We start from the raw sequence: 26,652 nt of genomic DNA, 5'->3' as shown, positions 1-26,652 counted from the left end.
AAGCCGCAGCGCATGTTGCGGCTTTTATGCGGAGCTCGCTTCAATACGCTCTTGTAGAATCATCGAAGAGAACTCTTGATAAGAGAGCGGTTGTGAAAATAGGTAACCCTGATATTGGTCGCATCCAAGCTCTTCAAGCACCGCCAACTGCTCTTCATGTTCAACACCTTCAGCAATCACCTTAATGCCCAGACTGTGCCCCATTTGAACAATGGTATTCACCAGCACTCGATCCGAATGGCTGACTGAGCATTCATCAACGAAACACTTGTCAATTTTCAGCACATCGATAGGCAGTTGCTTGAGGTATTTGAGGCACGAATACTCAACACCAAAGTCGTCTATCGCAATAGTGACGCCGATTGCACGAAGTTGTCGGCAAATATCAGTGATATGTTCAGGATCACTCATCAGTGTGGATTCCGTGATCTCGACTTGCAGGAGATGAGAAGGGAGTTTGGTTTGCTTTAGCGCTTTGCACAGCACGTCAAACAGATCAGCGTGGGCAAACTGCACCGTTGATACATTGATGGCAATGCACACATCGAGACCTTGATCGTTAAGCTGCTTCGCCTGCGCACACGCTTGGTAGATGATCCATTGTCCAAGCGGAACAATCTGAGTGGTTTTTTCCGCAACTGGAATGAACTCAGCAGGCGAAATAGGACCAAGCTCTGGATGCAGCCAACGAATTAGCGCTTCTGCGCCAACAATCCTCGACTCTTTAATCGACACTTTGGGTTGGTACTGTAAGACAAATTGGTTGTTGGCCAACGCATCTTTGATCTCTGTTTCGATTTGGTGCTGGCGAATAGTCTCACTCAATAGTTCGTTATCGAACCAACAAACAGACCCAGCCCCTTCGGTGCGCGCTTTATACAAAGCAAAATCGGCGTTTTTTGCCCAAAGTTCCATGTTCCCTTTCGCATCGGTTGCGTATGCGACACCGATACAGTAAGTGATCCGGTGCGAGGTATTTTCGATGTTGAACATCATTTTATGGTGCTTCAATAACTCATCGACCAGTTCTTGGAGCGTCTCTTCAATGTGCTTGCTTTCAACAAGGATGACAAATTCATCCCCACCAAACCGGAATATTTCGCCTTTAGACTCAACCAAGTCTTTAAGATGATGTGCAAAAGCAATTAGCAGCGCATCACCGTGTCGATAACCTAGGCGATCATTGACGTTCTTAAAGCCTTCCATCCCGATATGAATCAAACCAAAGCGTCCCAAGTTTGACTTATCGACTCTTTGTAAGGATTCGTTGTAAGCATTCGCATTCGACAATTTTGTCAGATAGTCGGTGACGCTATCGCGATGGAATTGCTCTGCTTGCTTACGCGTTTGCACATAAAAGTAGACAAGTAGCGTCGAAAACAGCGTGATTGCCGTGAGTTGGATGGAGAAATCCACAAACGCATCAAAATCTGACACGGAAAGTTGGTACAAGTAACTATTGATTAATGCGGCACCGACCGCGATCGGCCACAACGTTCCGGGGAAAAGGACGATGTAACAAAGTGGAAGCAGTATTAAGCAGAGCTGAATATCGTCAAGGTTAAAAGGGTCAATCAGCCCACCAACAACGAACAGAGCCAATGACGAAAACGCAAACAAATGTTTAAGAGACGCCTCTTTCACAAAGAGTGCGATCATCATCATCAGTGGGAATAAATAGTAAACATAATTCCAAGAGTGCGGAATCATGGTCAGTGTATAAGTCACCCATCCAACGGCAGAAAGGTAAGCCAAGTAACCCAAGACCTGCAAGCCGTCTGTTAGTTGATTCTGGCGCATAGTGATCCCTACTAATGAGTTATCGCGTGTTGTCTCTCAACACCAGATGCGTCACGTTCACCGAATCACCCTCTAGCTCAACGATGCAACGCTTACACTCTCTGTGATAACGAGCCGCTCATATGTAAACAGTCTCTATAAACACTAGTTCAAGTCACACTATTTCGCGATTTTGACGCCTACTTCACTCAGTTGGAGTCGCTTCGATAGCCATCAATTAAACCCACAAAGTCATAAGCAGGCAACGGCCGAGAGAAAAAGTACCCTTGGTACTCCTGACATCCTTCTTTTTCGAGAAGCGCCAGTTGGTCTTCCGTTTCTACCCCTTCGGCAATCACGCGTTTATTGAGGTTATGGCCCATTTGAATAATCGTCCTAACCAACATGTGGTCGGTGTGTAGCCTGACACAATCGTCGACAAACGACTTGTCGATCTTAAGCACATCAATGGGAAGCTTTTTGAGATAATTCAGAGATGAGTACTCAACGCCAAAATCATCAATCGCAATAGAGACGCCTAGCTCTTGCAACTTCTCGCACGCGGCAATCACAAATTCAGGCTGCTGCATCAAGGTAGATTCCGTAATTTCGATTTGCAGAAGATTTGCGGGCAACTGATGTTCATCAAGAGCATCACTGATAAATTTAAACACATCATCGTGGGCAAACTGAACGTTGGAAACATTGATTGAGACAACGATAGCGTGGCCTTTGTCAAACCAACTTTTTGCTTCTCGACAGGCTTCTCTCGCCACCCAACGCCCAAGCGGTACAATCTTCCCTGTCCGCTCCGCTACCGGAATAAATTCGGCTGGGGAAACCATTCCTAAATTGGGGTGCATCCAACGGATTAGAGCTTCGGCGCCAACCAATTCATTGGTACCAATAGATACCTTGGGTTGGTAGTGCAAGACAAAGTGCTGCTCATCAAGTGCCCGTTGTAACTCTGCCTCAATTTGGTGCTGCCTTACGGTCTCATCTAACAACACATCATCATACCAACACACCGCGCCTGCGCCCTCTTGCCTCGCTTTAAACAAAGCTAAGTCGGCGTTCTTTCCCCACACCAGTACGTTACCTAACGCATCTTTGGCAAACGCGACGCCAAGGCTAAATGAAAGCCGGTGTGACATATCACTGACCACATACAAGTCAGAGTGATAGTTGTGCAAGACTTCAACCAACTGATGAATTTGATCCTTCAGTTGCTCCTTCTCCGCTTCAACCATAAAGACAAACTCATCCCCACCTAAGCGATAGAATTTGGCAAAGGACGGGACTTTTGAATTCAATTGTTGAGAAAACGTTTGTAGCAGTTCATCGCCATTTCGATACCCCAACCTATCGTTGACGCTCTTAAAGTTATTTAAACCGATTTGAATAACGGCGTAACGATCCGCATTGTCGGGCGTCACCTCGCCGATATCCTCATAAAACGCGTTTAAGTTGGGTAGCTTTGTTAGCACATCTGTATAAGTGCTTTTACGATAGCGTAATGCTTGGCGAGAAGCCTTCTCGTAGTAATACGTCATGATGGTAGCGAGCACTGTAATCGCTAGGACTTCGATGGCATCTTCAATAAACTCTTCGAACTCCTCAGCCGGGAGATTGTAGAGATAGCTAGCAACGAGCGCGAGAGCCACCCCAATAGGGAAGAATGAACCAGGAAACAAAACCAGATAACAAAGAGGCAGTAGGATAAAACTCTCTTCAATAGCATCGAGCTCTAGGGGCTCAAACAGACCACCGACAAAGATGACAGCAATGGACAAGCCACTCAACAGGACTTTTAGGCGTGGTTTAGTGACAAAAAATGCCCCGAGAATGCCAAGTGGGAACAACAAATAGGCTTCCTTCCAAACCTCATGCTCTGTCACAAGCGTGTGGGTAATCAAAGCAACAGACGCCAAAAATAACACTGCTGCTGTAACTTTCACTGATTTAGGTACCGTATCTTCTAGCACATCCAACCTTAGCTATGACTCCCGTTGCTCCCAACACGGGCGCAATAAAAAAGCTCTATTGAAAGAACAAATAAACATTCTTAAATATAGAGCTTATTTCAGTACTACCGATACTAATGTGATAAGAATATTAGGAATCGAAGATCATAGTTTGAATCACGCCACAAAAATGCCTGTACATAACAGAAAATCGCTATAAACCTAGTTGCTCCGCCAGCTCTTTCATTTGTTGCAGATCCATCTGATGCACTTTAATCATCTGATTAATCTGACTTAAGCGTGAGTTTGCTTCGTCTTGTTTATCACACGAATCAGACTTCGCATCCCAAGAGGTTCCTTCAAGATAGGCGTCGCAATCCGCTTTCAGCACATCTATTTTAGGCAATAATTGTTCACGCTCTTTTTCTAGAGCTTCAAGCTCCATTTTCACTTTGAGTTCTTGTTGAAACAGCTCACGAGAGCGCTCAAACAAGGTCGCTTGGATATCCGCTTGACGATTAAGTTGCGCATTTTGTTGGGATGCTTGGCTCAGGCTCTGTTTCTGACTGGCAATTTGCTCTTCAAGCGATAGATTCACCTTTTCAAGCTCCGCAATTTGAGACTGTAATGCGGTTAGTGCCGCTTCATGTTCTTGGGCCTGATCTTTGATGGCTTGCTTAAGTTTATCTTCGACTTCAGAATCCACATTGGCGACGCGCACTTCCACCTGCTCCACCAGTTTCTGCTTGTCGCTCATCATCGTATGATACTTTTGTTCCATCTCCTGATAGGCGCTCTCCCATTTACCGGCTGTGAGCGACGATCCAGCAAGACCACCAATAGCAAGTCCAAGCACACCAGCAATCGCAATGTAAAGATAACTGCGACGATCTCGCTCTTCTATAACAACAACGTCTTCATTGTCTTCAATATCTGTCTGTTTGCTCACTTAACTCGCTCCTAACCACTAGCGGATTAACTCTGTCACCATCAATGTGGCAGTGTAAAATAAAAAGCCGGAAATCAATGTCACCACGACGTATTTTTGTAGTTTTTCGCTGGTACGATATCGAATTAAAACAAACGCTAGCGCGATGAGAAACGCGATTGCGATCAAACGAGTCATACACTCTCCTTAGCTTCACTGCACATCGGGGATTGAATAGTTTAACTACTTCATTTATACCACTAAACAAGAAAAAATGGTCAGCATTCGGTAGTTTTCTGCTTTCAAAAACGAATTATCCTAGAGCAATACCACCTTGTATCTGCATGATGCGCAGATTATCGCCAACTCGCTGGCTTTCCACAGAATAAAGTTTGGTGCTTTAATAGAAACAAGGTATAAAAGAATGACAAAATCCAACGAGGCTACCTAATGAAACCTTACAAATTAGACAACAAAAAACGCCGCATTCTTAAAAAGCTCTATCTGGGCGAGTTTGCTATGCTTGGCTTTGAAATCAGCTGTGAAACCACTATCACAGACTTTGATAGCTACGATGCGTTCGTTGATGACTTCATTGACTACATCGACAGTCTAGGCCTTTGCTTCGGCGGCGGTGGTCTTGAGCACTTTGAAGGCTTCTTATGTGCTCAAAAGCGTTACATCGACGCAACGGAAGAGCAAAAAGCGCAGGTTATCGCTTGGCTTGAAGCTCGCGGTGAAGTGAAATCAGTAGAAAGTAGTGAGCTGCTAGACGCGAACTACTTCTAACCTCAATTCAATAAAGCAATAGCGCCTATCACGGCGCTATTTTTTTGTCTGGGACGTTATCGTACCTCTAAGCCAAGCTGATATTGTGCGAGGCAACGGGCGACGTAGCTGATTTTAAGAAAAGCGGCGATTACGATGGTACTAATGTGCGCAGCAATCTGGATTGGCAAACTGAAGTATTCTGCATAAGGGTATGAAATCAAGACACTTAAGAGCATCGCTAACGTTGTGACGAGCAAAACCACATTTGAGACATTAAGTAGTAATTTGAAATTGTCTGTTTTTTGTTGAGCAAACATAAGAACCTCACTAGAGCTGCTTTTATTATCAGTCTTGTTTTAGCACAACCCGTGCCATCTAAAACTCACCCAAATTTTCAATAGCTTACTATCAAAACCCCACCATAAAGAGTCAAATAGACACGCATGTAAAAAAGTCATTTTGACATTAATTAGTCAATTTATTGATTAAATAAAAATTGAAAACAGATATTGAACTAGCGATTTTTTATGATAGAGTTCACACGTCAATAAAACAGAACTATTGACCATCTTTTACTCATTTTAATGTGTAATTGTTCCGATGAAGACTGCAGGAGAGTAGTTGTTATCTAAATGTTAACATTTAGACAGAATAACTCGCCGAAGAATTAACTATTTCAGGAGCTACCTAGGTAGCGGGGACTGTAGTTGGAGGAACCTCTGGAGAGAACCGTTAAATCGGTCGCCGAAGGAGCAAGCTAAAACGCGTTCGTTTTAGTGAAACTCTCAGGCAAAAGGACAGAGGAGTGGAAAGTACCAACCAGCTATAGACTTCCTGTCTTTTATTAGCTTTTTTGAGATCCTTGATCTCTGCTTTTCTCTCTTCTCCTTAGTAATGCTTTATCAATTAAGGGGAAACCATGGATAACCTATACACTTTACTGAAAACCATAGATAGCTTCGTCTGGGGACCACCACTGCTCATTTTGCTTGTTGGTACCGGTGTTTACTTCACTTTTAGCCTCGGCTTAATCCAATTTCGACACCTCCCTACCGCGCTAAAAATGGTCTTTAGTAAAGAAGATTCCAACAAACAAGGGGACGTATCGAGCTTTGCTGCGCTGTGTACGGCGCTGTCAGCCACCATTGGTACAGGTAACATTGTTGGTGTTGCCACCGCAATCAAACTAGGTGGACCGGGCGCTTTATTCTGGATGTGGCTTGCTGCGCTCTTTGGCATGGCGACTAAATACGCGGAATGTCTATTAGCAGTAAAATATCGCAAGGTTGACGACAACGGCCAGATGGTCGGTGGACCAATGTACTACCTTCAATATGGCGTGGGCTCGAAGGCATTGGCGGTCCTTTTTGCTGTGTTTGCTTTGGGTGTTGCCTGCTTCGGTATCGGTACCTTCCCGCAAGTGAATGCGATTTTAGATGCGTCTGAAATTTCATTCGGCGTTTCTCGCGAGATTTCAGCGAGTATCCTGACCTTGCTTGTCGCGTTTGTCACACTTGGTGGTATTCAATCCATCGCCAAAGTCGCGGGTAAAGTTGTTCCAACTATGGCGCTATTTTATGTACTGGCTTGTCTGAGTGTAATCATCATGAACGCCGACAAACTACTCGATGCTGTTGAACTGGTTCTTATCTCAGCGTTCACTTCGACTGCTGCTACTGGAGGATTCTTGGGCGCGAGCATCATGCTTGCGATTCAATCGGGTATCGCTCGTGGGGTCTTCTCAAACGAGTCTGGCCTTGGCAGTGCGCCGATGGCCGCCGCCGCCGCCAAAACCGACTCTTGTGTAAAGCAAGGTTTGATCTCGATGACGGGTACCTTCTTTGACACCATCATCATTTGTACCATGACAGGCCTTGCGCTGATTCTGACGGGTGCGTGGCAAAGTGATTTTGCTGGGGCTGCAATGACAACGCATGCCTTTGCAGTTGGCTTAAACGCAGACACCTTTGGTCCAATGCTTGTATCAATTGGTTTGATGTTCTTTGCCTTCACCACCATTCTTGGTTGGAACTACTATGGTGAACGTTGCGTGGTGTTCTTGTTTGGTACCAAAGCGGTGCTACCTTACAAATTTATCTTCGTGGCTTTGGTGGCATCGGGCGCCTTCTTGCATCTAGACATGATTTGGATTATCGCCGATATCGTAAATGGCTTGATGGCGATACCGAATCTGATTGGCTTGATTCTCCTGCGCAATGTCGTGCTAGAAGAAACCAAACAATACTTTGCAGCGCAGTTTGCTTCGATGAAATCTGCTCAAGCATAAACCAAAAAAACAGCGACTTAGGTCGCTGTTTTTTATTGATCTTCCAGTATCAGTTTAACGCCCAGTCCAACTAGCACCATTCCCGTTGTGGCTTCCATCCAGTGCATAAAACGCGCGCTCTGTAACAACGCTTTGGCTTTGGTTAATGCACCAGCCAAGCCACATTGCCAAACCATCGCTATCACAAAGTGAATGCTCGCCATCAAGGTCGATTGCAAAAACGCAGATCCTTCAGGGTTAATAAACTGAGGTAGAAACGCGAGATAGAAGACCGCAGTCTTAGGATTCAAAACGTTAGACAAAAAACCTTCACGCAATGACTTCCATCGGCTGAGGCTTTGCGGTTTTGCTGAGATACTTGCTGACTGCGGATCGCCCTTTGCCAAAAACAAGGTTTTTAAACTGCTCAGACCCAGATAGATTAGATAGCCCGCACCGAGCATCTTAACCACATTAAACAACTCAGCTGATTGCGCCAATAGCGCTGAGATTCCAATCGCAGAAAATGTCGCGTGAACAAACAACCCCAAGCAGATTCCAAGACTGGTCATCGCTCCATCATTAAACCCACCACGCGAGGAATTGCGTATCACGAGCGCAGTATCAAGCCCCGGAGTTAATGTCAGTATGGTTATCGCAAGTAAAAATGCTTCAAAGTTTGCTATCAAGGTCGCCCCCATTCCTTGGCCCAAATATGCTTCATCTCTGTTATAGCGAGGTTTGCTGGTCTATTTCAACCAATAAATGACCCATGCCAACATTTAACTCTCACTGACTCAATAGACTCAGCAAATAATAATGTGTTCAATTACTTGGACAGTCGATGGTTGATTGATAGACTTTCGTTTTTATTAGTCACGGAAGGCGAACCATGAGCGCATTCAAAAAACTCACCGATCATTCACTGAAAATCTCTCGCTTTGCGCACTTAGGCGCAATCTGCGGATGGGATCAAGCATCCGTCATGCCAAGTGGTGGTAACCAAGCTCGTTCCGAAGCGATGGCAGAACTCTCTGTTCACATGCATAACTTGCAAACTCAACCACAGCTCGGTGATTGGTTTGCGCAAGCCGAACAAGAAGATCTTTCAACTCAAGAAAAAGCCACACTTCGAGAACTTAAACGTAACTGGCAACAAGCCAACGTACTCCCAGAAGCGTTAGTTGAAGCGAAATCGTTAGCCGGTTCGAAGTGTGAACACGCATGGCGCACCCAACGTGGTGAAAATGACTGGCAAGGTTTCGAGAAAAACTGGGCCGAAGTGGTCAAGTTGTCTCAAGAAGAAGCACAAATTCGTGCGCAAGCAACCGGATTATCGCCATACGATGCGATGCTAGACATATACGAGCCTGGCACCCATTCCGAATCTCTCGACACCTTGTTTAGTGACGTCAAAACCTGGCTTCCTGCTCTTATCGACGACGTTATCGAAAAACAGTCTTCAGAGCGCTTTATTGAACCTAAAGGACAGTTTGCTACTGAGCAGCAAAAAGCCATGGGATTAGATGTGATGAAGCTGCTGCAGTTTGACTTTAATCACGGTCGCTTGGATGAAAGTGTTCACCCGTTTTGCGGCGGCGTTCCTACCGATGTTCGTATCACCACTCGCTACGACGAAAGTGAGTTCGTCCAATCGCTGATGGGGATCGTACACGAAACTGGCCATGCACGTTACGAACAAGGGTTGCCTAAATCTCTAGCGGGGCTGCCTTCAGGGGAAGCTCGCTCTATGGGTATTCACGAATCTCAGTCACTCTTTTTTGAGATGCAAGTTGGCCGCAGTGACGCGTTTATCGCTCATCTATCACGCCTTGCAGGTCAGCATTTTGCTGCTCACGATCAAGCGCTCTTCTCTCAAGATAACTTCCAAAAGCTCTACACTCGCGTGAAGAAAGATTTTATTCGAGTTGATGCCGATGAATTAACTTACCCTGCCCACGTTATTTTGCGCTACGAGATCGAGCGAGATTTAATTAACGGTAAGATTAAGCATACTGATGTGCCTGAACTTTGGAATCAGAAGATGCAGAAATATCTGGGTTTGTCGACAGAAGGCAACTTTAAAAATGGTTGTATGCAAGACATTCACTGGACAGATGGCGCGTTTGGATACTTCCCTTCCTACACTCTAGGCGCGATGTACGCGGCGCAATTTATGGCATCGATGAAGAAAACCGTTGACGTCGAAGGCGCAATTGAAAGCGGTGATTTATCACCTATCTTTACATGGCTATCGGAGAATATCTGGAGCCAAGGTAGCATCTTAACTACCGATGAGCTTGTTACTCGTGCGACGGGAGAAACCTTGAACGCGCAGCATTTCCAATCTCACCTGAGAAGTCGTTACCTGTAATGCGACAAATTGAGAGCGGTAAACTAATTGCCGCTCTCATTCAATCGACGGAAACAACCGAGAGCCTCATTCTGATATGAGTATACCTCCAGCAACAAAGCGGTTTCTGTCCCTTCAACTCTTCGCTACACTGAAACAATTAGACCAGCATCCAAGAGAAGCCCATTGCTCACAGACAAAACGCTCACGTTCGCTACTGCCAACCTCTTCAATTTTGTAGAGCCGCCATCGGCATTCTATGATTTTGACAACATCTATGAGAAAGAGGCGTGGGAGGGAAAGTGTCGTTGGACGAAGAATCGATTAATGAGCCTTGATGCTGACATTATCGGTCTACAGGAAGTTTTCAGCATTGAAGCTGCTAGACGTTTATGCACCGAAATGGGTTTTCCCCACTTTGCAACCGTTGAAACCCCACATGTGGAAGACGACTATATTTATTCAAAACCCGTTGTTGCTATTGCCTCAAAGTTTCCGATCAAGCAGGTGAAACCAGTCACCCCATTGGCGGAATTGTTTAGCGGCTACCCTGTCCTTTTACCAGAGTTCAGTCGCCACCCCATCTTTGCTATCGTTGAGGTACCTGACCTGGGAGACATCGCTGTATATGTTTGTCATTTAAAGTCACAGCGTCCCACGGAAAGTGACGACAACGGTGAAGAGCAACCTCTCGTAGGTCATTGGCTCTCTTTTCAACAACGAGGTTGGGAAGCGGTCATGCTACGTTTGTTTATGGAGCATGAATATCAGAATAGCCCCTGTCCAACGGTGCTTATGGGAGACATGAATCAGTCATTAGACAGTGATTCAACAGGCTTACTGGTCAAAGATACGGGCATTGAGCGTAGGTTAAAACTTGTAGACAGTTGGCAGGTGTATAACGCTGAAGGGCAATTCCAGCGCACACCTACTCACTACCACTTTGCGAATGGAAATGTTCTTGACTACATTTTGGTCTCACAAGAGTTTCAGGCAAACTCTCAAGTATCGCTCGCTGATATTATTGACTATCAAGTCACTGATACCCATCTTATTAGCCCAAGCTATGAGCAAGACAAATATGCAAGCGATCACGCGTTTGTGTCCATCACCACGCGTTTCGTATTGTAATCGAAGGGGGCACTGAGCATGACACAAAACGAGCAACCACTTTTGACACCAAACACATGGCATACTGTCGAAAATGGAAAACTCTTTTGGTCGCCCAATTTCATCCCTTCTGACGAAGCAAGCCGATTGTTTGAGCAACTCAATCAACAAATCCGTTGGCGAGAAGATGAGATCACGCTGTTTGGCAAACGCATGCCGATCCCTCGACTTCAATGTTGGTACGGGGAGTCACCCTATCGTTATTCCAATTTAACCATGTACCCTGAACCGTGGTTGCCGACCTTACTTGATCTTAAACGCCGCTGCGAATCTGCCGCCGATGCGCCGTTTAACTCGGTTCTCGCCAACCTCTACCGCAACGGTCAAGATTCTAATGGATGGCACAGTGACAACGAACCAGAGTTAGGGATAAACCCAACAATCGCCTCTTTGAGCTTGGGCGAGACAAGAAGGTTTCACCTAAAGCACAAACAATCAAAACAGAAGATTACCTTTGACCTAACATCAGGGAGCTTATTGATCATGGCTGGAGAAATGCAACACCACTGGCTCCATACGTTAGCCAAAACCAAACAACAGCGAGCTGCAAGAATTAATCTTACTTTTCGTAATCTTGTCGAATAGTTGGCTGGAGAAAAAATAAGGTTCACTTAGTTTTCAGATCATATAGATAATACCGTTTACCCCCACGATAAAACCTCCAACTTTTTCTACTACTTTCTCAAATTATATCAACCTAGTTTACCACTTGCAGATGAGGCTCTCTGCGTACACTTCATAATAGTTAATGACTATTGTGTTGGAAATAACAATGAGCTTGATTGCAAATAATTACACACAAATTTTCATTGTATTTACCTGTCTATTAGCTGGTTTTAATTTGCACGCCCAATCTTTGACCATGGATATCGAAGGTCACATTAGCAATCGATGTGAAATTTCTTTTAATCAAGGAAATGAAATAAACCTCTCACATAAAAAGTTAGAGACATTACCTTTCGAGTTGTATTGCAATCAACCGTTTCTAATTGAGGTTTCTTCACACAACGGAGGGCTAAAACTAGGGAGTGAAAACCATAATATTGTTGAAGATTACATTTTTGAAGTTCAAATCGACAAAACAAAAACTCGTTTTAAGACGGAAAGTAAAGACCTAACTAATGTAAATAGAATTAGCAGCTTTGGCGTTATTCCATTCTCATCAACTGGAGAATTGAGAGTAACGTTAGAACGTGGCCTTCTTTACGCAGGCCATTATCGAGATACTGTTGAAATAGACATCATACCCTCTATTCTCAGTACCGTGAAGTAGAAACTCAGCCTATTTAGGTAGGCTCCATAGCTCGTCGGAAACGGGCTAAACATAATGTTTCAATTTGAGTTAAAGGAATTTTCTTATGAAAAAACTAACTTTTTGTGCCGCTGCAGTAACTGCCGTTTTGACAACACCTATCCACGCTGCACCAGGCGATGTTCAACTCGTCGGTTACGTATCGCCTGTATGTGAAGTGTCCGGTCTTTCTACACAACTCGTTGACCTTGGTTTAGTTACGAGCACTCAGTCTGTTTCTATTCCCCTAGCAATTCAATGTAACGATATTGATGGCGCAACTGTGAAGCTTACCAGTGCGGAAGGCGGTCTAGAATCTGATGATAACGAAGACTACGCTCTGAAGTACACAGCAACATTCACTCCAGCAGGTTTGGCTCCTCTTGTACTAAACACTCCTGGGGGCCCAGGTCCAAACGATGTTTCTAACTCGCTCTCTTACGCGGGCTCATCAACTCTTGCGACTGGTGTCGCTGCAACATTGGATGTAGCCACAACAGAAACAGCGGCATGGGCGGGTGGTTACTCAGACACATTGACCGTAAACATTACTTCAAACTAATACCACTTGTTAGGAGGCTGTGTTTGCGCAGTCTCCTTTTTATTCAACTTCTAATCGGAGCCAAACATGTTGCGCTGGATGAGTTTAATTGGATTATTGATCGTTTCTTCAACGGCGCATGCCTACCGTGTCGAGCCCATGATTGCAGAAATGGAGCCTATCGGAAAACGCGCCCAAATGACAATGCGCATTGACAACACGTCATCCAAGCCACTTACCGTCGAACTTTACCCACTCTCCATGACTATGGACCAATATGGCAATGAGACCATTTCTCCCGCAGATGACGACCTCTTAGTTATCCCGGTTACGGCAATTGTTAAACCAGGTCGTTCTCAATCTGTCATGGTTCGATACTTGGGTGATCCTTCAATCTCTCAATCCAAGTCGTACCGAGTCGCGGTTAAACAGGTAAAAGTAGAAAACTCTAAAGAAGAGAGCGGGCAAATGGGCTTGCTACTACAGTTCAATACGCTGGTAAACATTCGTCCCAAGAACACCAATCCAAAGCTGAGCATCCGAAGCGTTACACAAAAAGACGCGAAATGGCTTGTCGAAGTTGAAAATAGCGGTGACAGCTATGGGCGACTCTCCAGAACGAACTGGACATTGGATGACGGAAATAATTCTCTATATTTGAAAGGCGTTGAGATCAGCAAATTAATTGCAGGAACTCTAGTGCTTCCATATTCTACTCGCTTCTTTGAAATGACACCAATTGATAACTTTAATGTACGCAAATTAAAAATAGATATTGCTGAGGAAGAGTAATATGCACAGAATTGCTATAGGGCTACTATTTACTTTATTCGCTTGCAACTCCTATGGCATTGTTCTGTCACCAACAACCCTGGAATTTAATATTTCTAAAAATCAATCAGGAAAGATAGTTCTAACCAACAACTCCACTGAACGAATAGCCATTGAAGCGAATGTATTTAAACTTAAGTTCAACGACAAGGGCCAGCTTTATGAACGGCAGCCCGACGACAGTTCATTACTTATATTTCCTATGGCCGTTATTTTAAAACCAGATGAAAGCCAACTCTTTCGATTACAATGGTTGGACAATAAGTACCTTGACCAATCTGAGAGTTATTTTGTTAGATTCAGTCAAATAAACCTCAAGACACCTAATGAAGATAACCAAGATATAGTACCAAGCGTCAACTTTCAAATTCACTACAATACTTTGGTTCATGTCTACTCAGATAATAACAAACCCAATGTGATGTTACGTGTTAATAACCTAGGTCTAGCAAAGTTGGAGAACAATGGTAATCGTTTTATATATTCCAGCCAACTGTCTTTTCAATTTCCTTCTGGCGCTATGAACCGCTTAGAGGATGGTTTTGGCGAGTATTTTATCCCTCCATATTCCTATGTCGAGTTGAGTGAGCCAGTCGATATTCCAATGGGAAATTACTATGGCCAAGAAAATAACTAATGTTGTTCGACACATCATCCTTACTTCCTTGTGCCTATGGTTGTTAGGGATATCCAAGTCATACGCTAGCCAAACTGAGGTCGTGTTAAATCCCACTGGTCGTGATTTGGAGCTTTCTTCCCTACTCAAAGTCAGCGATACCGTTCTTGGCGAGGCGCTGATCACCATTACCGCTGATAACGAGATCGAGCTACCTAAACAAAGCACTATAACCCTGCTTTCCAGCTTGGTTTCTGAGGAGACAATTAGAAAGCTCGAGCAAGCGCAGAATCCAAACCGCCTCACCAAAGAAGACTTCCAACGTGCTGGACTAGATATGACATTCGATCTCTCTACGCTTGAGTGCATCATTACCGTGCCAGCTGATGCAGGGCTCACAAGGAACATTTCACTGGAGAAAGATAATAATGGTTTCGAATACCTCTCACCACAGTTTCTCTCTGGATACCTCAACGTTAGTGTCAATGCGAATACTAGCCAATCCATCGACGTTGATAGAGAGCGTATCGACTCGTATAACTCTCGATTTGACGCGGGCTTCACGCTAGGCAAGCTAAACCTAGAATATGAATCTGCGTTTGAAAACAGCACCAACAGTGATGCTATTTATGTACGAGAAGGAACACGGTTGAATTTCGATATCCCAAGCCAAGGAACTCGAGTCGTTATCGGCGATATGTTCAACACAGGAAAACTATTGCAAGATGCAACCGACGTATTCGGACTAGGCATAACAAGAGACTTTACACTCATACCAACACGCAATGTAAGACCAAAAGCCAATCAGTCCTTTACGTTGCAAAGAACATCCAGTGTTGACGTTGTGGTCGATGGCGTCGTCGTACAACGACTCACTCTTGGCGCGGGTAGCTATAACCTCAACGACATTCCATTAGCGCAGGGAAACAATGACGTCGAACTGCTCATTACCGACCCGAGTGGCGCTCAGGAGCGTATCGAGTTTTCCGTTGCTACCGGCAACGATCTGCTCAACTCTGGGGAATTTGAATACAGCGTAATGTACGGTGTACCAAGCCAACGCAAAGAAAGACAAATCGAGTACTTAACGGACCAAAAGGTTTTTCACGGCTACTTGGATATCGGCTTTACACCTTGGATGACAGCGGGAATAAACGCCCAAACCAGAGACGATCTGTACCAATATGGTGGAACGGTTCTACTTGCCTCGTCGTTGGGTGTAACCGAGTTTTCGCCCTCTTTTAGTCACCATCCAACATTGGGTTCTGGGCGCGCTTACCGTCTCGCTTTCGACGCAGAGTTTGATGATGATAATCACCTAAGACCGCAATTAAGCTTCATTTATGAGTACCAATCCGAGCAATATGCGGGCGTAAATAGCCACGACGTGACGGAGTCCCCTATAAATCCGACTACCCATTATGCGTCACTGTTTGGTTCGATGTATCTGATAGACAACATACGATCCGCTCTTTCAGTTGGTTACAGTTCTGGAGTCGACCGAGACAAAGACTATGTCACCGTAAGCCCCAGTTTGTCTGGTTCCTTCTTTGCGACGCCAGCGACTTGGAGTACGAAACTCAACTATCGATACAATAAAATCGAGGATGACGACTGGAGCGCCTCCATCACGCTAAGTTGGCCGTTTGGTAAAACAACTCGACTGGTGGGGCGCTACAACAGCGACACTGACCAAGCCTCACTAGACTACACGTACCAAAATAACATTGGTAACACGGGTGGTGTGTCGAGTTTTGCCTCAATCACACGCAACCGAGATGTCGATACAAGTGTTGACATGGGAGTCAACTACACTGGGAATCAATTCATCGCTAACGCGGATCATACTACACGCGTTGATAGTTACAGTGAGCAGACTCGAAGCCACAACACCCGTGTGGAACTCAGTAGTGCCATCGCCTTTGCTGGAACTAAACTGGCTGTTGGTCGCCCAGTCCGAGATGCCTTCGCTATCGTCACTAAGCACTCGAGTCTCAGAGAAAACCGCCTCACCATAGAACCCAGCAATGATGGTGAACACGCACGTGTGCACAGTGATGGTGAGAGTAGCGCACTTGTCCCTGATTTAGTTGCATACAACACAAGACTACTCACCTACGACGTTGAAGACCTGCCCCCTGGGTATGACTTAGGTGACGGTGCTTTTTGGCTAAACCCAGGATACAAACAAGGCTACTTACTTCAAGTGGGCTCTGACGCCGTTCTGACGGTAATCGGGACCCTCATTGACCCAAATACAAATGCGCCAATTTCGCTAATTGCAGGCAAAGCATATCGCACTGACGATACACAAGACCCAATTGAATTCTTCACTAACCGAAACGGGCTGTTCGCAATATCCGGTTTAAAAGCGGGCACATACACACTGACTTTAAGCAACAAACGTCAGCAGTCAGTCACCATAACGCTTAGCCCAAACAGTGAGGTTCTCATTCGCTTAGGAGATTTATATGTTGAATAACATCCATGCACAAACTGTGGCACTTTCGCTTCTGCTCTGTTCAACATTCGCCTTTGGTCAATGTGAAGTCAGAGGGTTAGCCCTAGAAACTCTGTCCGAGCAAACAAACTACAACGTACTTTCCTCCTCTCAGTTTTCAGTATCAAACAACTACAGAGTTGCCGCTGAATTTATCGGACAAGATTGCGTTGCAACCATCACAGTCGAACTTGAAGACGGAAACAAAAGCCTTCTCAACGGAGCGAACGAAGCGTTAGTTTTTGAGTGGTTTGGCCAAGGACATTTAAGCGGTAACCAATGGAAAGTAGAACTGACAAGCCAACAACCTACAACAACATTTCAACTGCGCTACCCTTCACTCCAGTGGATTGAGGCCGGAAACTATCAGGCAAAACTAGAAGCAAGCCTTCTCAACGAGCCATCAACGAGTTCGTCGTTGACGTTCACCAAAACACTGCCTATTTCAATGACTGTACTGCCAATTGCAAAAATTCAGTTTTATGGTTTGGCTCAGAATTATTACCAATTGGATATGGGTGAACTGAGTTCGCATAAAATCATTACTTCTGCGCCTAAACTTTGGGTCCAAACCAATTCGGGTTATTCAATATCGGTAAGCTCAGACAACCAAGGGAAACTGCGGCACGAGACCAACGACAATGATTGGGATATCGACTACTCAATGAGTATCGACCAGCGGCGACTAGACCTTAGGCAAACCATCGCCCAACTCACTCGTAACCAGCCCACTTCTGGCTCACCAATGGACATTCAATTTGAGGTGGGTGATACCAACAATAGGCCTGGAGGCAAATACAGAGACACGATACAGATCTCGATTGAGCCGAATTTGACTCTCCAACCCTGAGAATTCTCATGTGTGAGACAAATATGACCTAGCTGCTGACATTTCCGTGGTCTATGTTGACAGGGACAAATATCATCACGAGGTTGGTCATGGTAAAGAATAAGAACAATGGAGAAATTTTGGATGTGGTGCTGGTTGGTTTTAACTGTATACAGAATCAGTTTATTCGACGAGAAATTGAAAAGAAAAACAAATTCCGCTTTACGAGGAAGTTACCACAATACTTTTGTGACGATGGTGTTCAAACAATAAACCAAAGAACTATTACTCTTGTTTCATACAACGTGTTAAGCAATGCAACAAGCGAATTGATTGATTTTTTCTCTCAGGAAACCTCTACCCTGATCGTTTATGATGTCCCTGAGACAGGTGTCGACATAGAGTTGTGTCGCTACCGGGGACTCAAAGGCATTCTCTACCAAGAGGCGCCGATTGATCATTTATTTCGCTGTTTAGATGCCGTTAGCAACAATGACATGTGGCTTCCGCGAAAACTGATGGTAAAGATGCTCAATGAGTTTCGACCCTATGCCATCAACTATCAAGAGTTGAACACAACCTTAACTAAACGGGAGCAACAAACATTGGAGCGCATTATTCAAGGGCAATCCAACTTGGAAATTGCTGAAGCGCTTTTTGTGGCCGAGAGTACCGTCAAAACTCACGTGTACAAGCTCTACAAAAAGCTCAATGTCCGTTGTCGAAAAGAGGTCATCAACAAAGTATCAAATCAGTTTTTTGAACACAGCAACTGATTGGTGTATGGCTGATGGTGCTGCCGTCAGTCATTTCCCTCCCCTAATCTCGGATTAATTCCTCCCAACCATACTCAACTGCGTGTGATTTTGTTACTGTTTACTTATTGAGAACGACAACAGTACCCATTCATTATGCGATTATTTCCTCTTTTTATAGCTTTCTTTCTCACCTTCGCTTCCCTTAGCCATGCTGAATCCACCAAGTACTCAGAGAGTGATCTGCTCGATCGCCCATTAATGGAGCGCTACATCATCGATGAGCTCAAATCGTTGCGTCAGGATCAGCAAGATTTAGAAAGACGCCTTACTATCCAAATGACAGACCGAGAACTTGCGGTCGCGGATAAGTCTCTGAACTACGCCAACGTCACGGTCACCTACTTCTTCTATATTATTGCTGGTGTAGCTTCTCTTATCGCCTTTGTTGGATGGCAGTCCCTTCGCGAGTTTAAAAACAACACCAAAGAGATGGCCGATAAGCGTCTGGAAGCGATCGCAGGCGAATACGAGAAAAAGTTCAGCGCGCTAGAGCGTGACTTGAAACGTAAAACCCGCATCATTAGCGAAAACAACAAAGAAATTGAACGCATTAACGAGATCCATAACCTCTGGCTTCGCGCACAAAGTATGCCGACCGCCGAACAACGTATCGATGTCTATGACGAGATCTTAAACATTCGTCCAGGCGACCTCGAAGCGCTCACCTACAAAGCCGACGCAGCAATGGAGATCAAAGAGTACAACTGGGCGCTAAGTCTGTGTAACCGTGTTCTTGAGCTAGACACCACAAACGGTCCTGCTTTATACCAACGCGCATGTGCATTCTCGCGATTGGGCGTTGAAGAGCAAGCCATTGAAGATCTTGAACGCGCAATTGAAGCGACACCTTCAATTAGAGACTTGATTAACACCGAACCCGATCTTGAAGGGCTGCATGGCAACCCTCACTTTGATGCCCTACTTCCTGTACTTGATGATTGATCCTCTAGGAGCCAGTGAACTCGCTGGCGCCTAAACACTAAGCCCCGCCCTTAGCCCACCTTTGGCTATTGTTATGGTTTAGCTAATAAACTCACTAAAAATTGTAAATGATCTCACTCAGTTCTGACGAGTGCTCAGTGTCATAACTTACCATTACTGCACCTCCCCAATAGATAGGATAGTCAGATGAAAAAAGTAATTTTAATGGTGGGTCTTAGCATCGCAGCAATCGCACTGGCGGGCTGCCAAGATGAGCAGACAAACGAGACAACAGCCTCGATGGACAATGTCGTTGCGGAAGCAGAAGCCGCAACCCCGAATCAAGAGTCAACCGAGACGGATTTTGAGGTGATTGACCAACACACCGCGAATAACGCATTAGATTGGAACGGCACCTACTTCGGGATTTTACCTTGTGCAGATTGCGAAGGCATTGAAACACAAATCACCCTCAACCATGATGGCAGTTACAGCGTAAATCAAACCTATTTAGGTAAAGAGGATGGCTTCTTTGAATCTCATGGCCAACTGAGTTGGAATGATGAGGGCAACATCATCACGCTTGAAAATGAAACTGGCGCAAATCAATTCTTCGTCGGCGAAAACATCTTGTTAATGCTCGATAAAAACGGTCAACGCGTTAAAGGTGATCTCGCAGAGCACTATCAACTGCAGAAACAGTAAGCTCACGGTCAAAGAGCATTTCATTTTTGCGAGGAGCACTCTATGATGAGAAGTAATCTATCGACTCATTAGCTGTACGGAATGATGAAATGCTCACCATCTTAGATGGAGGAATGGGACGCGAGCTTAAACGCGTAGACGCCCCATTTTCCCAACCACTCTGGAGCGCTCAAGCTCTACTAGAATCACCGCAACACGTCACCCAAGTGCACCAAAGCTTCGTCCAAGCCGGGGCAGAGATCATAATTACCAACGCTTACGCTTGTGTGCCTTTTCACCTTGGTGATGAGCGCTTCCAGCAACAAGGCGCTGCGCTCGCCCGAAGTGCTGCAACCATAGCGCGAAAAGTGGCTGACAACCATAAAGGAGTGTTGGTCGCGGGCTGCTTGCCACCTGCTCTGGGCAGTTATCGTCCGGATCTTTTCGATGTAGCCAAAGCGACGCCAATTCTTGAGACACTTATCCAAGCTCAAGTGCCATACATTGATCTTTGGATGGTCGAAACGCTGGCCTCAATTAAAGAGTTTGAGACCAATCATGGGTTACTGTCCAACTGTGATAAGCCCTGTCATTACGCATTTACCTTGATGGATGAACCGCAGGGGAAAAACGCCCAGTTGCGCTCTGGTGAAACGGTGACAGACGCTGCTCTAAAAGTCGCAGAGAGCGGTGCATCAGGCATGCTATTTAACTGCTCGATCCCCGAAGTACTTGAACAAGCCGTCATCGATGCCAAAGCCATATTTGACCAAAACGGTGCCAAAATCACTATCGGAGCATACGCGAATAATTTCGACATCATTACTCCTGATCATCAAGCCAACGGTAGCTTGCAAAGCATTCGAGCTCTCACCCCAGAAGACTATCTAGAGTTTGCCAAAGCCTGGCAGCAAGCTGGGGCTGAAATCATTGGAGGATGCTGTGGTATCGGTCCTGAGTACATACAAGTACTGGCGGAATGGAAAACAAAAGGAGCCATCTAGGCTCCTTTTGTTTTTAAGAATTTTTACTGCGAATCATTCGGCGTAAACGAGAGCGTCGCTCTGCTGCCCCTTGGTTTGAATCACTTGGATTGTTCTGTCGCGTTCTGCGGTTCTTGAACGCTGGCTTAGTGTGCATACGTTCTAGTAGCGCGTCTCGGTTTTTCGGCTCGTACCCTTCTAGCTCTTTACGATAGATACGCTGGCCGATTAAGGTCTCAACCTGTTGCAGCGTCAGCTCTTCTTCGCGGTTTACAAAAGATACCGCGTTACCTCGCTGACCAGCACGTCCAGTACGGCCAATACGGTGCACATAGTCTTCCGCTAAGAATGGCATATCAAAGTTCACCACGTGTGGCAGATTTTGAATGTCGAGACCACGAGCGGCAACGTCTGTTGCAATCATCACGCGCGCTTTGCCAGACTTAAACTCATCTAAGGCACGACGACGTGCACTCTGCGCTTTATCACCGTGACAAAGTACCGCTTTAATGCCGTCTAACTTCAGCTCTTTCACAAGCTCGTTCGCTGTCTCTTTGTAGTTGACGAACACCAGCACTTGCTGCCAGTTTTTACGACCAATCAGTTCAGAAAGCAGTTCACGTTTACGCTCTTGCTCTACTGGGTAAACCACGTGCGCAATCGTATCGGCAGTCACGTTTTCACGCGCGACAGAAACACGTTTTGGTTGGCGAAGAATTTTGCCCGCTAAGGTGTTCATCTGAGCAGAGAATGTGGCTGAGAAAAGCATCGTTTGTGGCTTAGTATTAACGCCCGCCATAATGCTCTCAATCGCAGAGATAAAGCCCATATCCAACATACGATCTGCTTCATCAAAAACTAAGAACTCAAGATTTGCAAGCGACACATTGTTCATGTCCATGTGCTCAATCAGACGACCAGGAGTCGCGACTAACACATCTACGCCTGCTTCCAACGCTTTCTGTTGAGATGACATTTTCGCGCCGCCGTAAATGGCCACGGTCTTTACGTCTGTGTACTTGGTGTAATCTTGGATGTTTGATGCGATTTGCGCCGCAAGCTCGCGAGTTGGCGCCAGAATAACCGCACGAGTTTGGTGACGTTGGCGCGGCTTTTCGTTATCCAGAATGTTCTGAACAATAGGCAGAGCAAACGCTGCGGTTTTACCTGTGCCAGTTTGCGCATTAGCTAGAATGTCATGCCCTTTACGAGCAAAAGGGATCGCCTTTTGTTGGACTGGAGTCAGTTTCTCATAGCCACACTCTGTAAGTGCTTTCACGATTTCTGGAGAAAAGTTTTGTGATGCAAATGACATATGTTGTTCCTAAAGCTAACGGCTAATTCAAAGCATAACCAAAATAACGGTCGCAGATTATAGAGCAATATTCGAATCATTGGGGAGTTATTTTAAATTTAGTCAACATAACGGTGAAAATCGCAGCGAACTTGTCGAAATTTGCCAGCAACATAAACGAAAAGAGCCCAATCAAGGGCTCTAGAAGGTTAGATGTTAGGTCTTGCAGTCTCATCAGCGGAAGGCGGCAAGTGGGGCAGCGTAATACTCGGCTGCTCACCGGTTAACGATTTGAGGAACTCAGTAATCTTACCGGATTCATCTTTAGTCAACTTTTTGCCCAGCTGTAAATCCGCCATCATCGAGACGGCTTCTTCCAACTGCCAGACAGAACCATCATGGAAGTAGGGATAAGTAAGTTCAACGTTTCGTAAGGTCGGAACCTTAAAGACAAACTTATCAAACTCGTTTCCAGTAATGGCTTTACGCCCAATATCCGGGTTATCGGTCGCGAACGGTTTCACCAGCCCCATTTTCTGGTACATCTGGCCACCAGCAAGCGGGCCACTGTGACACGCGGTACACCCTTTCTCTTTAAAGAGCTGATAGCCTTCAATTTGAGCGGTCGTCAGCGCGCTGTCATCCCCTTTGAGCCATTGATCAAAGGGCGAGTTCGGCGTGCGAAGGGTTTGCTCGAAAGTAGCAATCGCGTCGGTGACTTCAGTAATTGTAATCGTGTCGACGCCATACGCCGCTTTAAACCAAGCCTGATATTGGGGAATAGACTGTAACGTATCAACCGCTAAATCATGGCTGAACGCCATTTCCAATGGATTTTCAATGGGACCCGCCGCCTGCTCGCGCAAATCTTTCGCCCTGCCGTTCCAAAATTGAACGAAGCTAAGATCGGAGTTCAAGACGGTCGGAGAGTTAATAGGACCTATCGCCCATTTGTGACCAATGGAACTTGGGAGGTTGTCTACCCCGCCTTTCGCTAGGTTATGGCAAGAGTTACAAGAGATGGTGTTCGAGGCCGATAAACGTGGCTCAAACCAAAGTGTTTTACCCAAGTCGACTTTGCTCTGGTCCAAGCCAACAACAGGCTCTATGACTTGGATTGGCTCGCTCGATTGCCGCTCGGCAAAGGCAGAAAACGACAACGCAGTTAAGAGACTGGCAGCTATCAGTGTTTTCATAGCATGGCTTCCTTTTCAAGTGATGGTATATCTCACTAGAGTGGCGCAATTTCTTATTGATGCGCTCTGGAAACCACGGTAATAGAATTGATTTGAGCAATGAAATGCAAAAAATCGATGGCTTTTATGGTAAAAAACGATGTTAAAACTGATTAAATTTTGAACACCACAGCAGATGTAGCGCACAGACCATTATTAACACTTATGAAACAAATCTATTAACAAAACAATCAATGATAAGATTGACCTACATCAATTAACGACCTTCCACTGTAAACCAACCAAATAACGTCATTTAAATCATAAGTTTAAGAACAGTATAAACTCGTTAGCTAATCTGACCTTCTTAATTCAACCAATCTAATGACGTTGCAAAGCCGAACAGCTGCTCGGCTTTGCTTGGTTTCCACTACTGGAAATAGACGACCATCTCAACATCGTCACCTTGTCCATCGGCAACCAGTGAAAAGTGCACATACCCCGCCTCCGTTACCGGAACCTCTAGGTATTCATTACTGCCCGAATAGTTGGATGCGTACTCGTGCTGCCTCTTGGTTGGCCAATAGGTTTGGCTGGCGTATAAATCAACGTTGCCGCGTCCTGACTTGTCCGTCAGCCATACTCTTACGTGTTGCACGCCTTGCGGAACATAAACCGCAGCGTAGCGTTGTTGGTGCACCGTTAAAGTTTGCGCTTGGCCAGATTCCAGAACCACTGGAGCTAAATCATCTTGCTCTTGTGATGGTGGCGCTGGAATTTCTGTTTCCAATGATGCTTTTAACGTTACGTCATTAAAATCCGAACGGCCCGCAATACTGATGTAGTAACGACCCGGTTTGATGTAACCCGATTGCTCTGGCTCAAATGTCACTGTCTCGTTGCTGCCATCGCCATATTGGCTGTATTCGAAGTCATAGTAATGGGCTTCTTTTTCAAAGCTGATGTACAAATCTGCATCACCTTGGCTATAACCATGAATTGCTACATCAAAATGAGTAGTGTTCTCTGGCACATCCACATAGAACAGTTGCTCGCTGTATGCTGCGCCACTGAGCACCACACTCTGATTTGCTGCGAGTTGCGTTACTTGCTCGGAAGGCTCTGTTGGCTCACCCGGATTTGGGTCTGGGTTCGGATCAGGCTGCTGTGAATCACTAGAGACAGAGTCTAACCAACGGGAAAACTCACCATTGTACTGCTCACCTAGTAACTGTACCTGCTCAGCCCACTCAGCAAACTGACCAGTTCGAGAAAGCGCCAGTAAACTCTCCACCTCTTTCGGATGCTCTTCCAACATAAAGCGTACCGCTAAGTAGCCCCAGCGATAAATACGATTGGTATCGTGAGAGTAAGTAGTCGCGAACACATCCGATAGGCTCATCTTGCCATCAGTAATTAAGCCAATCGCCGTATCGTAACCTTGCTTGTAATGCATGTATTCAGCAAAGCCTTCTAGCCACCAAACAACGTAGCCATGCGCCAAATTGTCACTGAACGATCCATACTGATTAAAGCGAGCATCGAGGTAATGAACATATTCATGCTCTAGATTAAGAATAGAGAGCGCCTCACCGTTGTCATAGCGATAAGCGACAAAGCGCGCCACGTTGCCTGCTTGTGCCGGATTACCTTCCAAATACTGACCGCCGTTGTCTGTCGTGTTACCAAACAAGAAAGACGAGTAATCCACGTAACTGCCGTTGTTGGCAAACACGGCGACTTCAACTCGCTCATTGTTGTCATCTGCCACAGGTTGATAGCCCGTATTCGCCACTTGATGGAAGTCAGCCTCTTTTTCAGCCAACACGTCACAGGCACGAATCGCTTGATCTTGCGTGAGATCTTGAGAACGAATGATCGCAGGTCCTTGACACTCATGACGATTAGGCAGTACGCGAGCCGCCAAATCACGTTTCGCCTGCTCGATATCCAAACCATTCAACCCCTCTGGCGCGTAAAAGCTCATCATCTCGACGGCTGCCAGCCATAACTTGTCGTGTTCACTACCAAGTGGGTTTTGCTCCATCACTTGCTGCATAGCGCGTAGCGCTTTCTCTTTGGTGGCTTGGTTTGGGCTGGCTAGTAAACGTCCGGTTTCGCGAACGGCGTTGTAAACCAAGAAGCTCGCATCCGTATCCAATGCCCAAGCATTATCACGAGCAAATGCTGCTAACGTATCAATGTGTTGCGTATGGCTTGCCATGTATTGGTAAAAATCATCTCGCGAGGCATGACCAGCCATCGCACGGAAAAGGTTATTCAACCCATCGACCCACTGCGTATCTTGCGCCGTTTCACGATTGAAGTGACGTAGCGCCGCAAGTTGTGCGTCCATCGTGAGAGGCAGTTGCTTCACATTGTCGACCATCAACGTCAAGCTTTTCATCGCCCCCACTTGTTCGCGCCCTTGGTCTAGTGCGTGTGGATTGGCTAAGAACGCATTAATCGACTGAGCAAAACGTTGGCTCAATGCCGGAGAAAAGTCCGGCTGTTGCGCGTTGTAACGAACGTAATAAGCCGCGCGGACAAACTCACCCAGGTTTTCGAGTTTTCGCGCTTGCTCTGCTTCACCGCGATAGCTTGCGATGGCTTGATTTAACGCGATTTGAATACGGCTTAAGCTCGCTTCACTGTAAATATCGTTGAGTGAATCAGCGCGGGCAGAAAACCAATCACTGTAACAATGATGAGTGGCTTCTGACACAGCAGACGCAAGATCAGAAGCTCGTTGAAGATCGGTAACATCGCACGGCTGTTGAGCGAATGAGAAACTGGAAACACCAGCAAGCATGCAAGCGAGCGCCACGCGATGACGTGGGAATAGACGGGTATGAGACATAACAACACTCATTAATTAGTTATATATTTGAGCGCGTTGTTATATTCACTACAGCATCCAAAATGAATTGAGTTGCAT

The 26,652-nt window shown here is 45.6% G+C and carries 24 protein-coding genes and 1 riboswitch; of the genes, 15 read left to right on the top strand and 9 right to left on the bottom strand.

Features of this window, described 5'->3' with window-relative positions; translation table 11 throughout:
* Positions 1–24: 24 nt before the first annotated feature.
* The 4 genes from U9J37_RS03500 to U9J37_RS03485 form a co-directional block, all read right to left on the bottom strand.
* On the bottom strand, positions 25–1,800 hold the full coding sequence (locus U9J37_RS03500; RefSeq protein WP_005470809.1) for a putative bifunctional diguanylate cyclase/phosphodiesterase: 1,776 nt from the start codon (positions 1,798–1,800) through the stop codon (positions 25–27).
* Between the two features lie 188 nt (positions 1,801–1,988).
* Positions 1,989–3,770 carry a putative bifunctional diguanylate cyclase/phosphodiesterase gene (locus tag U9J37_RS03495; protein ID WP_005470672.1) on the bottom strand — a complete coding sequence of 594 codons (1,782 nt, stop codon included), beginning with the start codon at positions 3,768–3,770 and terminating at the stop codon, positions 1,989–1,991.
* Positions 3,771–3,957: 187 nt separating this feature from the next.
* Positions 3,958–4,692, bottom strand: coding sequence for a hypothetical protein (locus tag U9J37_RS03490; RefSeq protein ID WP_005470852.1), 735 nt, complete (start codon positions 4,690–4,692; stop codon positions 3,958–3,960).
* Positions 4,693–4,710: 18 nt separating this feature from the next.
* Complete coding sequence (locus U9J37_RS03485) at positions 4,711–4,869, bottom strand: hypothetical protein (protein ID WP_005470825.1); 159 nt, start codon at positions 4,867–4,869, stop codon at positions 4,711–4,713.
* Between the two features lie 252 nt (positions 4,870–5,121).
* Here U9J37_RS03485 and U9J37_RS03480 point away from each other — a divergent pair, with 252 nt between their 5' ends.
* Positions 5,122–5,460 (top strand): YggL 50S ribosome-binding family protein, encoded by a 339-nt coding sequence (locus U9J37_RS03480; RefSeq protein WP_039626606.1) that lies wholly within the window; start codon positions 5,122–5,124, stop codon positions 5,458–5,460.
* Positions 5,461–5,516: 56 nt separating this feature from the next.
* Here U9J37_RS03480 and U9J37_RS03475 read toward each other — a convergent pair whose 3' ends face one another.
* The gene (locus U9J37_RS03475) at positions 5,517–5,759 is read right to left on the bottom strand and encodes a hypothetical protein (protein ID WP_005470704.1); all 243 of its coding nucleotides are present in this window, start codon (positions 5,757–5,759) and stop codon (positions 5,517–5,519) included.
* Positions 5,760–6,151: 392 nt separating this feature from the next.
* A riboswitch (glycine riboswitch) is annotated at positions 6,152–6,253 on the top strand.
* A 108-nt stretch (positions 6,254–6,361) separates the two neighbouring features.
* Between U9J37_RS03475 and U9J37_RS03470 the strand changes: the two genes are divergently transcribed.
* Positions 6,362–7,729: an alanine/glycine:cation symporter family protein gene (locus U9J37_RS03470; RefSeq protein ID WP_005470730.1), complete on the top strand. Its 1,368-nt coding sequence runs from the start codon at positions 6,362–6,364 to the stop codon at positions 7,727–7,729.
* A 32-nt stretch (positions 7,730–7,761) separates the two neighbouring features.
* On the opposite strand, the gene U9J37_RS03465 is transcribed toward U9J37_RS03470, so the two are convergent.
* Positions 7,762–8,409, bottom strand: coding sequence for a LysE family translocator (locus U9J37_RS03465; protein ID WP_322414046.1), 648 nt, complete (start codon positions 8,407–8,409; stop codon positions 7,762–7,764).
* A 191-nt stretch (positions 8,410–8,600) separates the two neighbouring features.
* Here U9J37_RS03465 and U9J37_RS03460 point away from each other — a divergent pair, with 191 nt between their 5' ends.
* The 13 genes from U9J37_RS03460 to U9J37_RS03400 all read left to right on the top strand — a co-directional run bounded on the left by U9J37_RS03460 (position 8,601) and on the right by U9J37_RS03400 (position 21,266).
* Positions 8,601–10,082 (top strand): carboxypeptidase M32, encoded by a 1,482-nt coding sequence (locus U9J37_RS03460; protein ID WP_005470774.1) that lies wholly within the window; start codon positions 8,601–8,603, stop codon positions 10,080–10,082.
* A gap of 165 nt (positions 10,083–10,247) precedes the next feature.
* Entirely contained in the window at positions 10,248–11,192 is a 945-nt protein-coding gene (locus U9J37_RS03455) for an endonuclease/exonuclease/phosphatase family protein (RefSeq protein ID WP_322413895.1), read from the top strand.
* Between the two features lie 18 nt (positions 11,193–11,210).
* On the top strand, positions 11,211–11,816 hold the full coding sequence (locus U9J37_RS03450) for an alpha-ketoglutarate-dependent dioxygenase AlkB family protein (RefSeq protein ID WP_322413894.1): 606 nt from the start codon (positions 11,211–11,213) through the stop codon (positions 11,814–11,816).
* Positions 11,817–12,003: 187 nt separating this feature from the next.
* On the top strand, positions 12,004–12,504 hold the full coding sequence (locus U9J37_RS03445; RefSeq protein WP_005470753.1) for a hypothetical protein: 501 nt from the start codon (positions 12,004–12,006) through the stop codon (positions 12,502–12,504).
* Between the two features lie 85 nt (positions 12,505–12,589).
* On the top strand, positions 12,590–13,084 hold the full coding sequence (locus tag U9J37_RS03440; RefSeq protein WP_005470712.1) for a hypothetical protein: 495 nt from the start codon (positions 12,590–12,592) through the stop codon (positions 13,082–13,084).
* Positions 13,085–13,150: 66 nt separating this feature from the next.
* Positions 13,151–13,855, top strand: coding sequence for a fimbrial biogenesis chaperone (locus U9J37_RS03435; protein ID WP_005470849.1), 705 nt, complete (start codon positions 13,151–13,153; stop codon positions 13,853–13,855).
* Between the two features lies 1 nt (position 13,856).
* Positions 13,857–14,531, top strand: a complete 675-nt coding sequence (locus tag U9J37_RS03430) for a fimbrial biogenesis chaperone (protein WP_005470763.1) — start codon at positions 13,857–13,859, stop codon at positions 14,529–14,531.
* The gene (locus U9J37_RS03425) at positions 14,512–16,992 is read left to right on the top strand and encodes a fimbria/pilus outer membrane usher protein (protein ID WP_005470738.1); all 2,481 of its coding nucleotides are present in this window, start codon (positions 14,512–14,514) and stop codon (positions 16,990–16,992) included. Before U9J37_RS03430 ends, U9J37_RS03425 begins: the two co-directional genes overlap by 20 nt.
* The gene (locus U9J37_RS03420; RefSeq protein ID WP_005470785.1) at positions 16,982–17,860 is read left to right on the top strand and encodes a hypothetical protein; all 879 of its coding nucleotides are present in this window, start codon (positions 16,982–16,984) and stop codon (positions 17,858–17,860) included. The genes U9J37_RS03425 and U9J37_RS03420 overlap by 11 nt, the downstream gene beginning before the upstream one ends.
* An 89-nt stretch (positions 17,861–17,949) precedes the next feature.
* On the top strand, positions 17,950–18,615 hold the full coding sequence (locus tag U9J37_RS03415) for a helix-turn-helix transcriptional regulator (protein ID WP_005470695.1): 666 nt from the start codon (positions 17,950–17,952) through the stop codon (positions 18,613–18,615).
* Positions 18,616–18,750: 135 nt separating this feature from the next.
* Positions 18,751–19,599, top strand: coding sequence for a tetratricopeptide repeat protein (locus U9J37_RS03410; protein ID WP_038138390.1), 849 nt, complete (start codon positions 18,751–18,753; stop codon positions 19,597–19,599).
* Positions 19,600–19,785: 186 nt separating this feature from the next.
* The gene (locus U9J37_RS03405; protein WP_005470638.1) at positions 19,786–20,283 is read left to right on the top strand and encodes a copper resistance protein NlpE; all 498 of its coding nucleotides are present in this window, start codon (positions 19,786–19,788) and stop codon (positions 20,281–20,283) included.
* An 89-nt stretch (positions 20,284–20,372) separates the two neighbouring features.
* Positions 20,373–21,266, top strand: coding sequence for a homocysteine S-methyltransferase family protein (locus U9J37_RS03400; protein ID WP_005470733.1), 894 nt, complete (start codon positions 20,373–20,375; stop codon positions 21,264–21,266).
* A gap of 13 nt (positions 21,267–21,279) precedes the next feature.
* Here the strand turns inward: U9J37_RS03400 and U9J37_RS03395 are convergent, their stop codons facing one another.
* The 3 genes from U9J37_RS03395 to U9J37_RS03385 all read right to left on the bottom strand — a co-directional run bounded on the left by U9J37_RS03395 (position 21,280) and on the right by U9J37_RS03385 (position 26,574).
* Positions 21,280–22,560: a DEAD/DEAH box helicase gene (locus U9J37_RS03395; protein WP_005470718.1), complete on the bottom strand. Its 1,281-nt coding sequence runs from the start codon at positions 22,558–22,560 to the stop codon at positions 21,280–21,282.
* A gap of 188 nt (positions 22,561–22,748) precedes the next feature.
* Positions 22,749–23,735, bottom strand: coding sequence for a cytochrome-c peroxidase (locus U9J37_RS03390; protein WP_005470732.1), 987 nt, complete (start codon positions 23,733–23,735; stop codon positions 22,749–22,751).
* Positions 23,736–24,144: 409 nt separating this feature from the next.
* Complete coding sequence (locus U9J37_RS03385) at positions 24,145–26,574, bottom strand: M9 family metallopeptidase (RefSeq protein WP_043886708.1); 2,430 nt, start codon at positions 26,572–26,574, stop codon at positions 24,145–24,147.
* Positions 26,575–26,652 lie beyond the last annotated feature (78 nt).

Origin of the sequence: Vibrio sp. 16 (assembly GCF_963681195.1) — a bacterium.
In the GTDB taxonomy this organism is placed as follows: Bacteria; Pseudomonadota; Gammaproteobacteria; order Enterobacterales; family Vibrionaceae; genus Vibrio; species Vibrio sinaloensis_D.
This window is presented reverse-complemented; position numbering and strand designations above follow the sequence as displayed.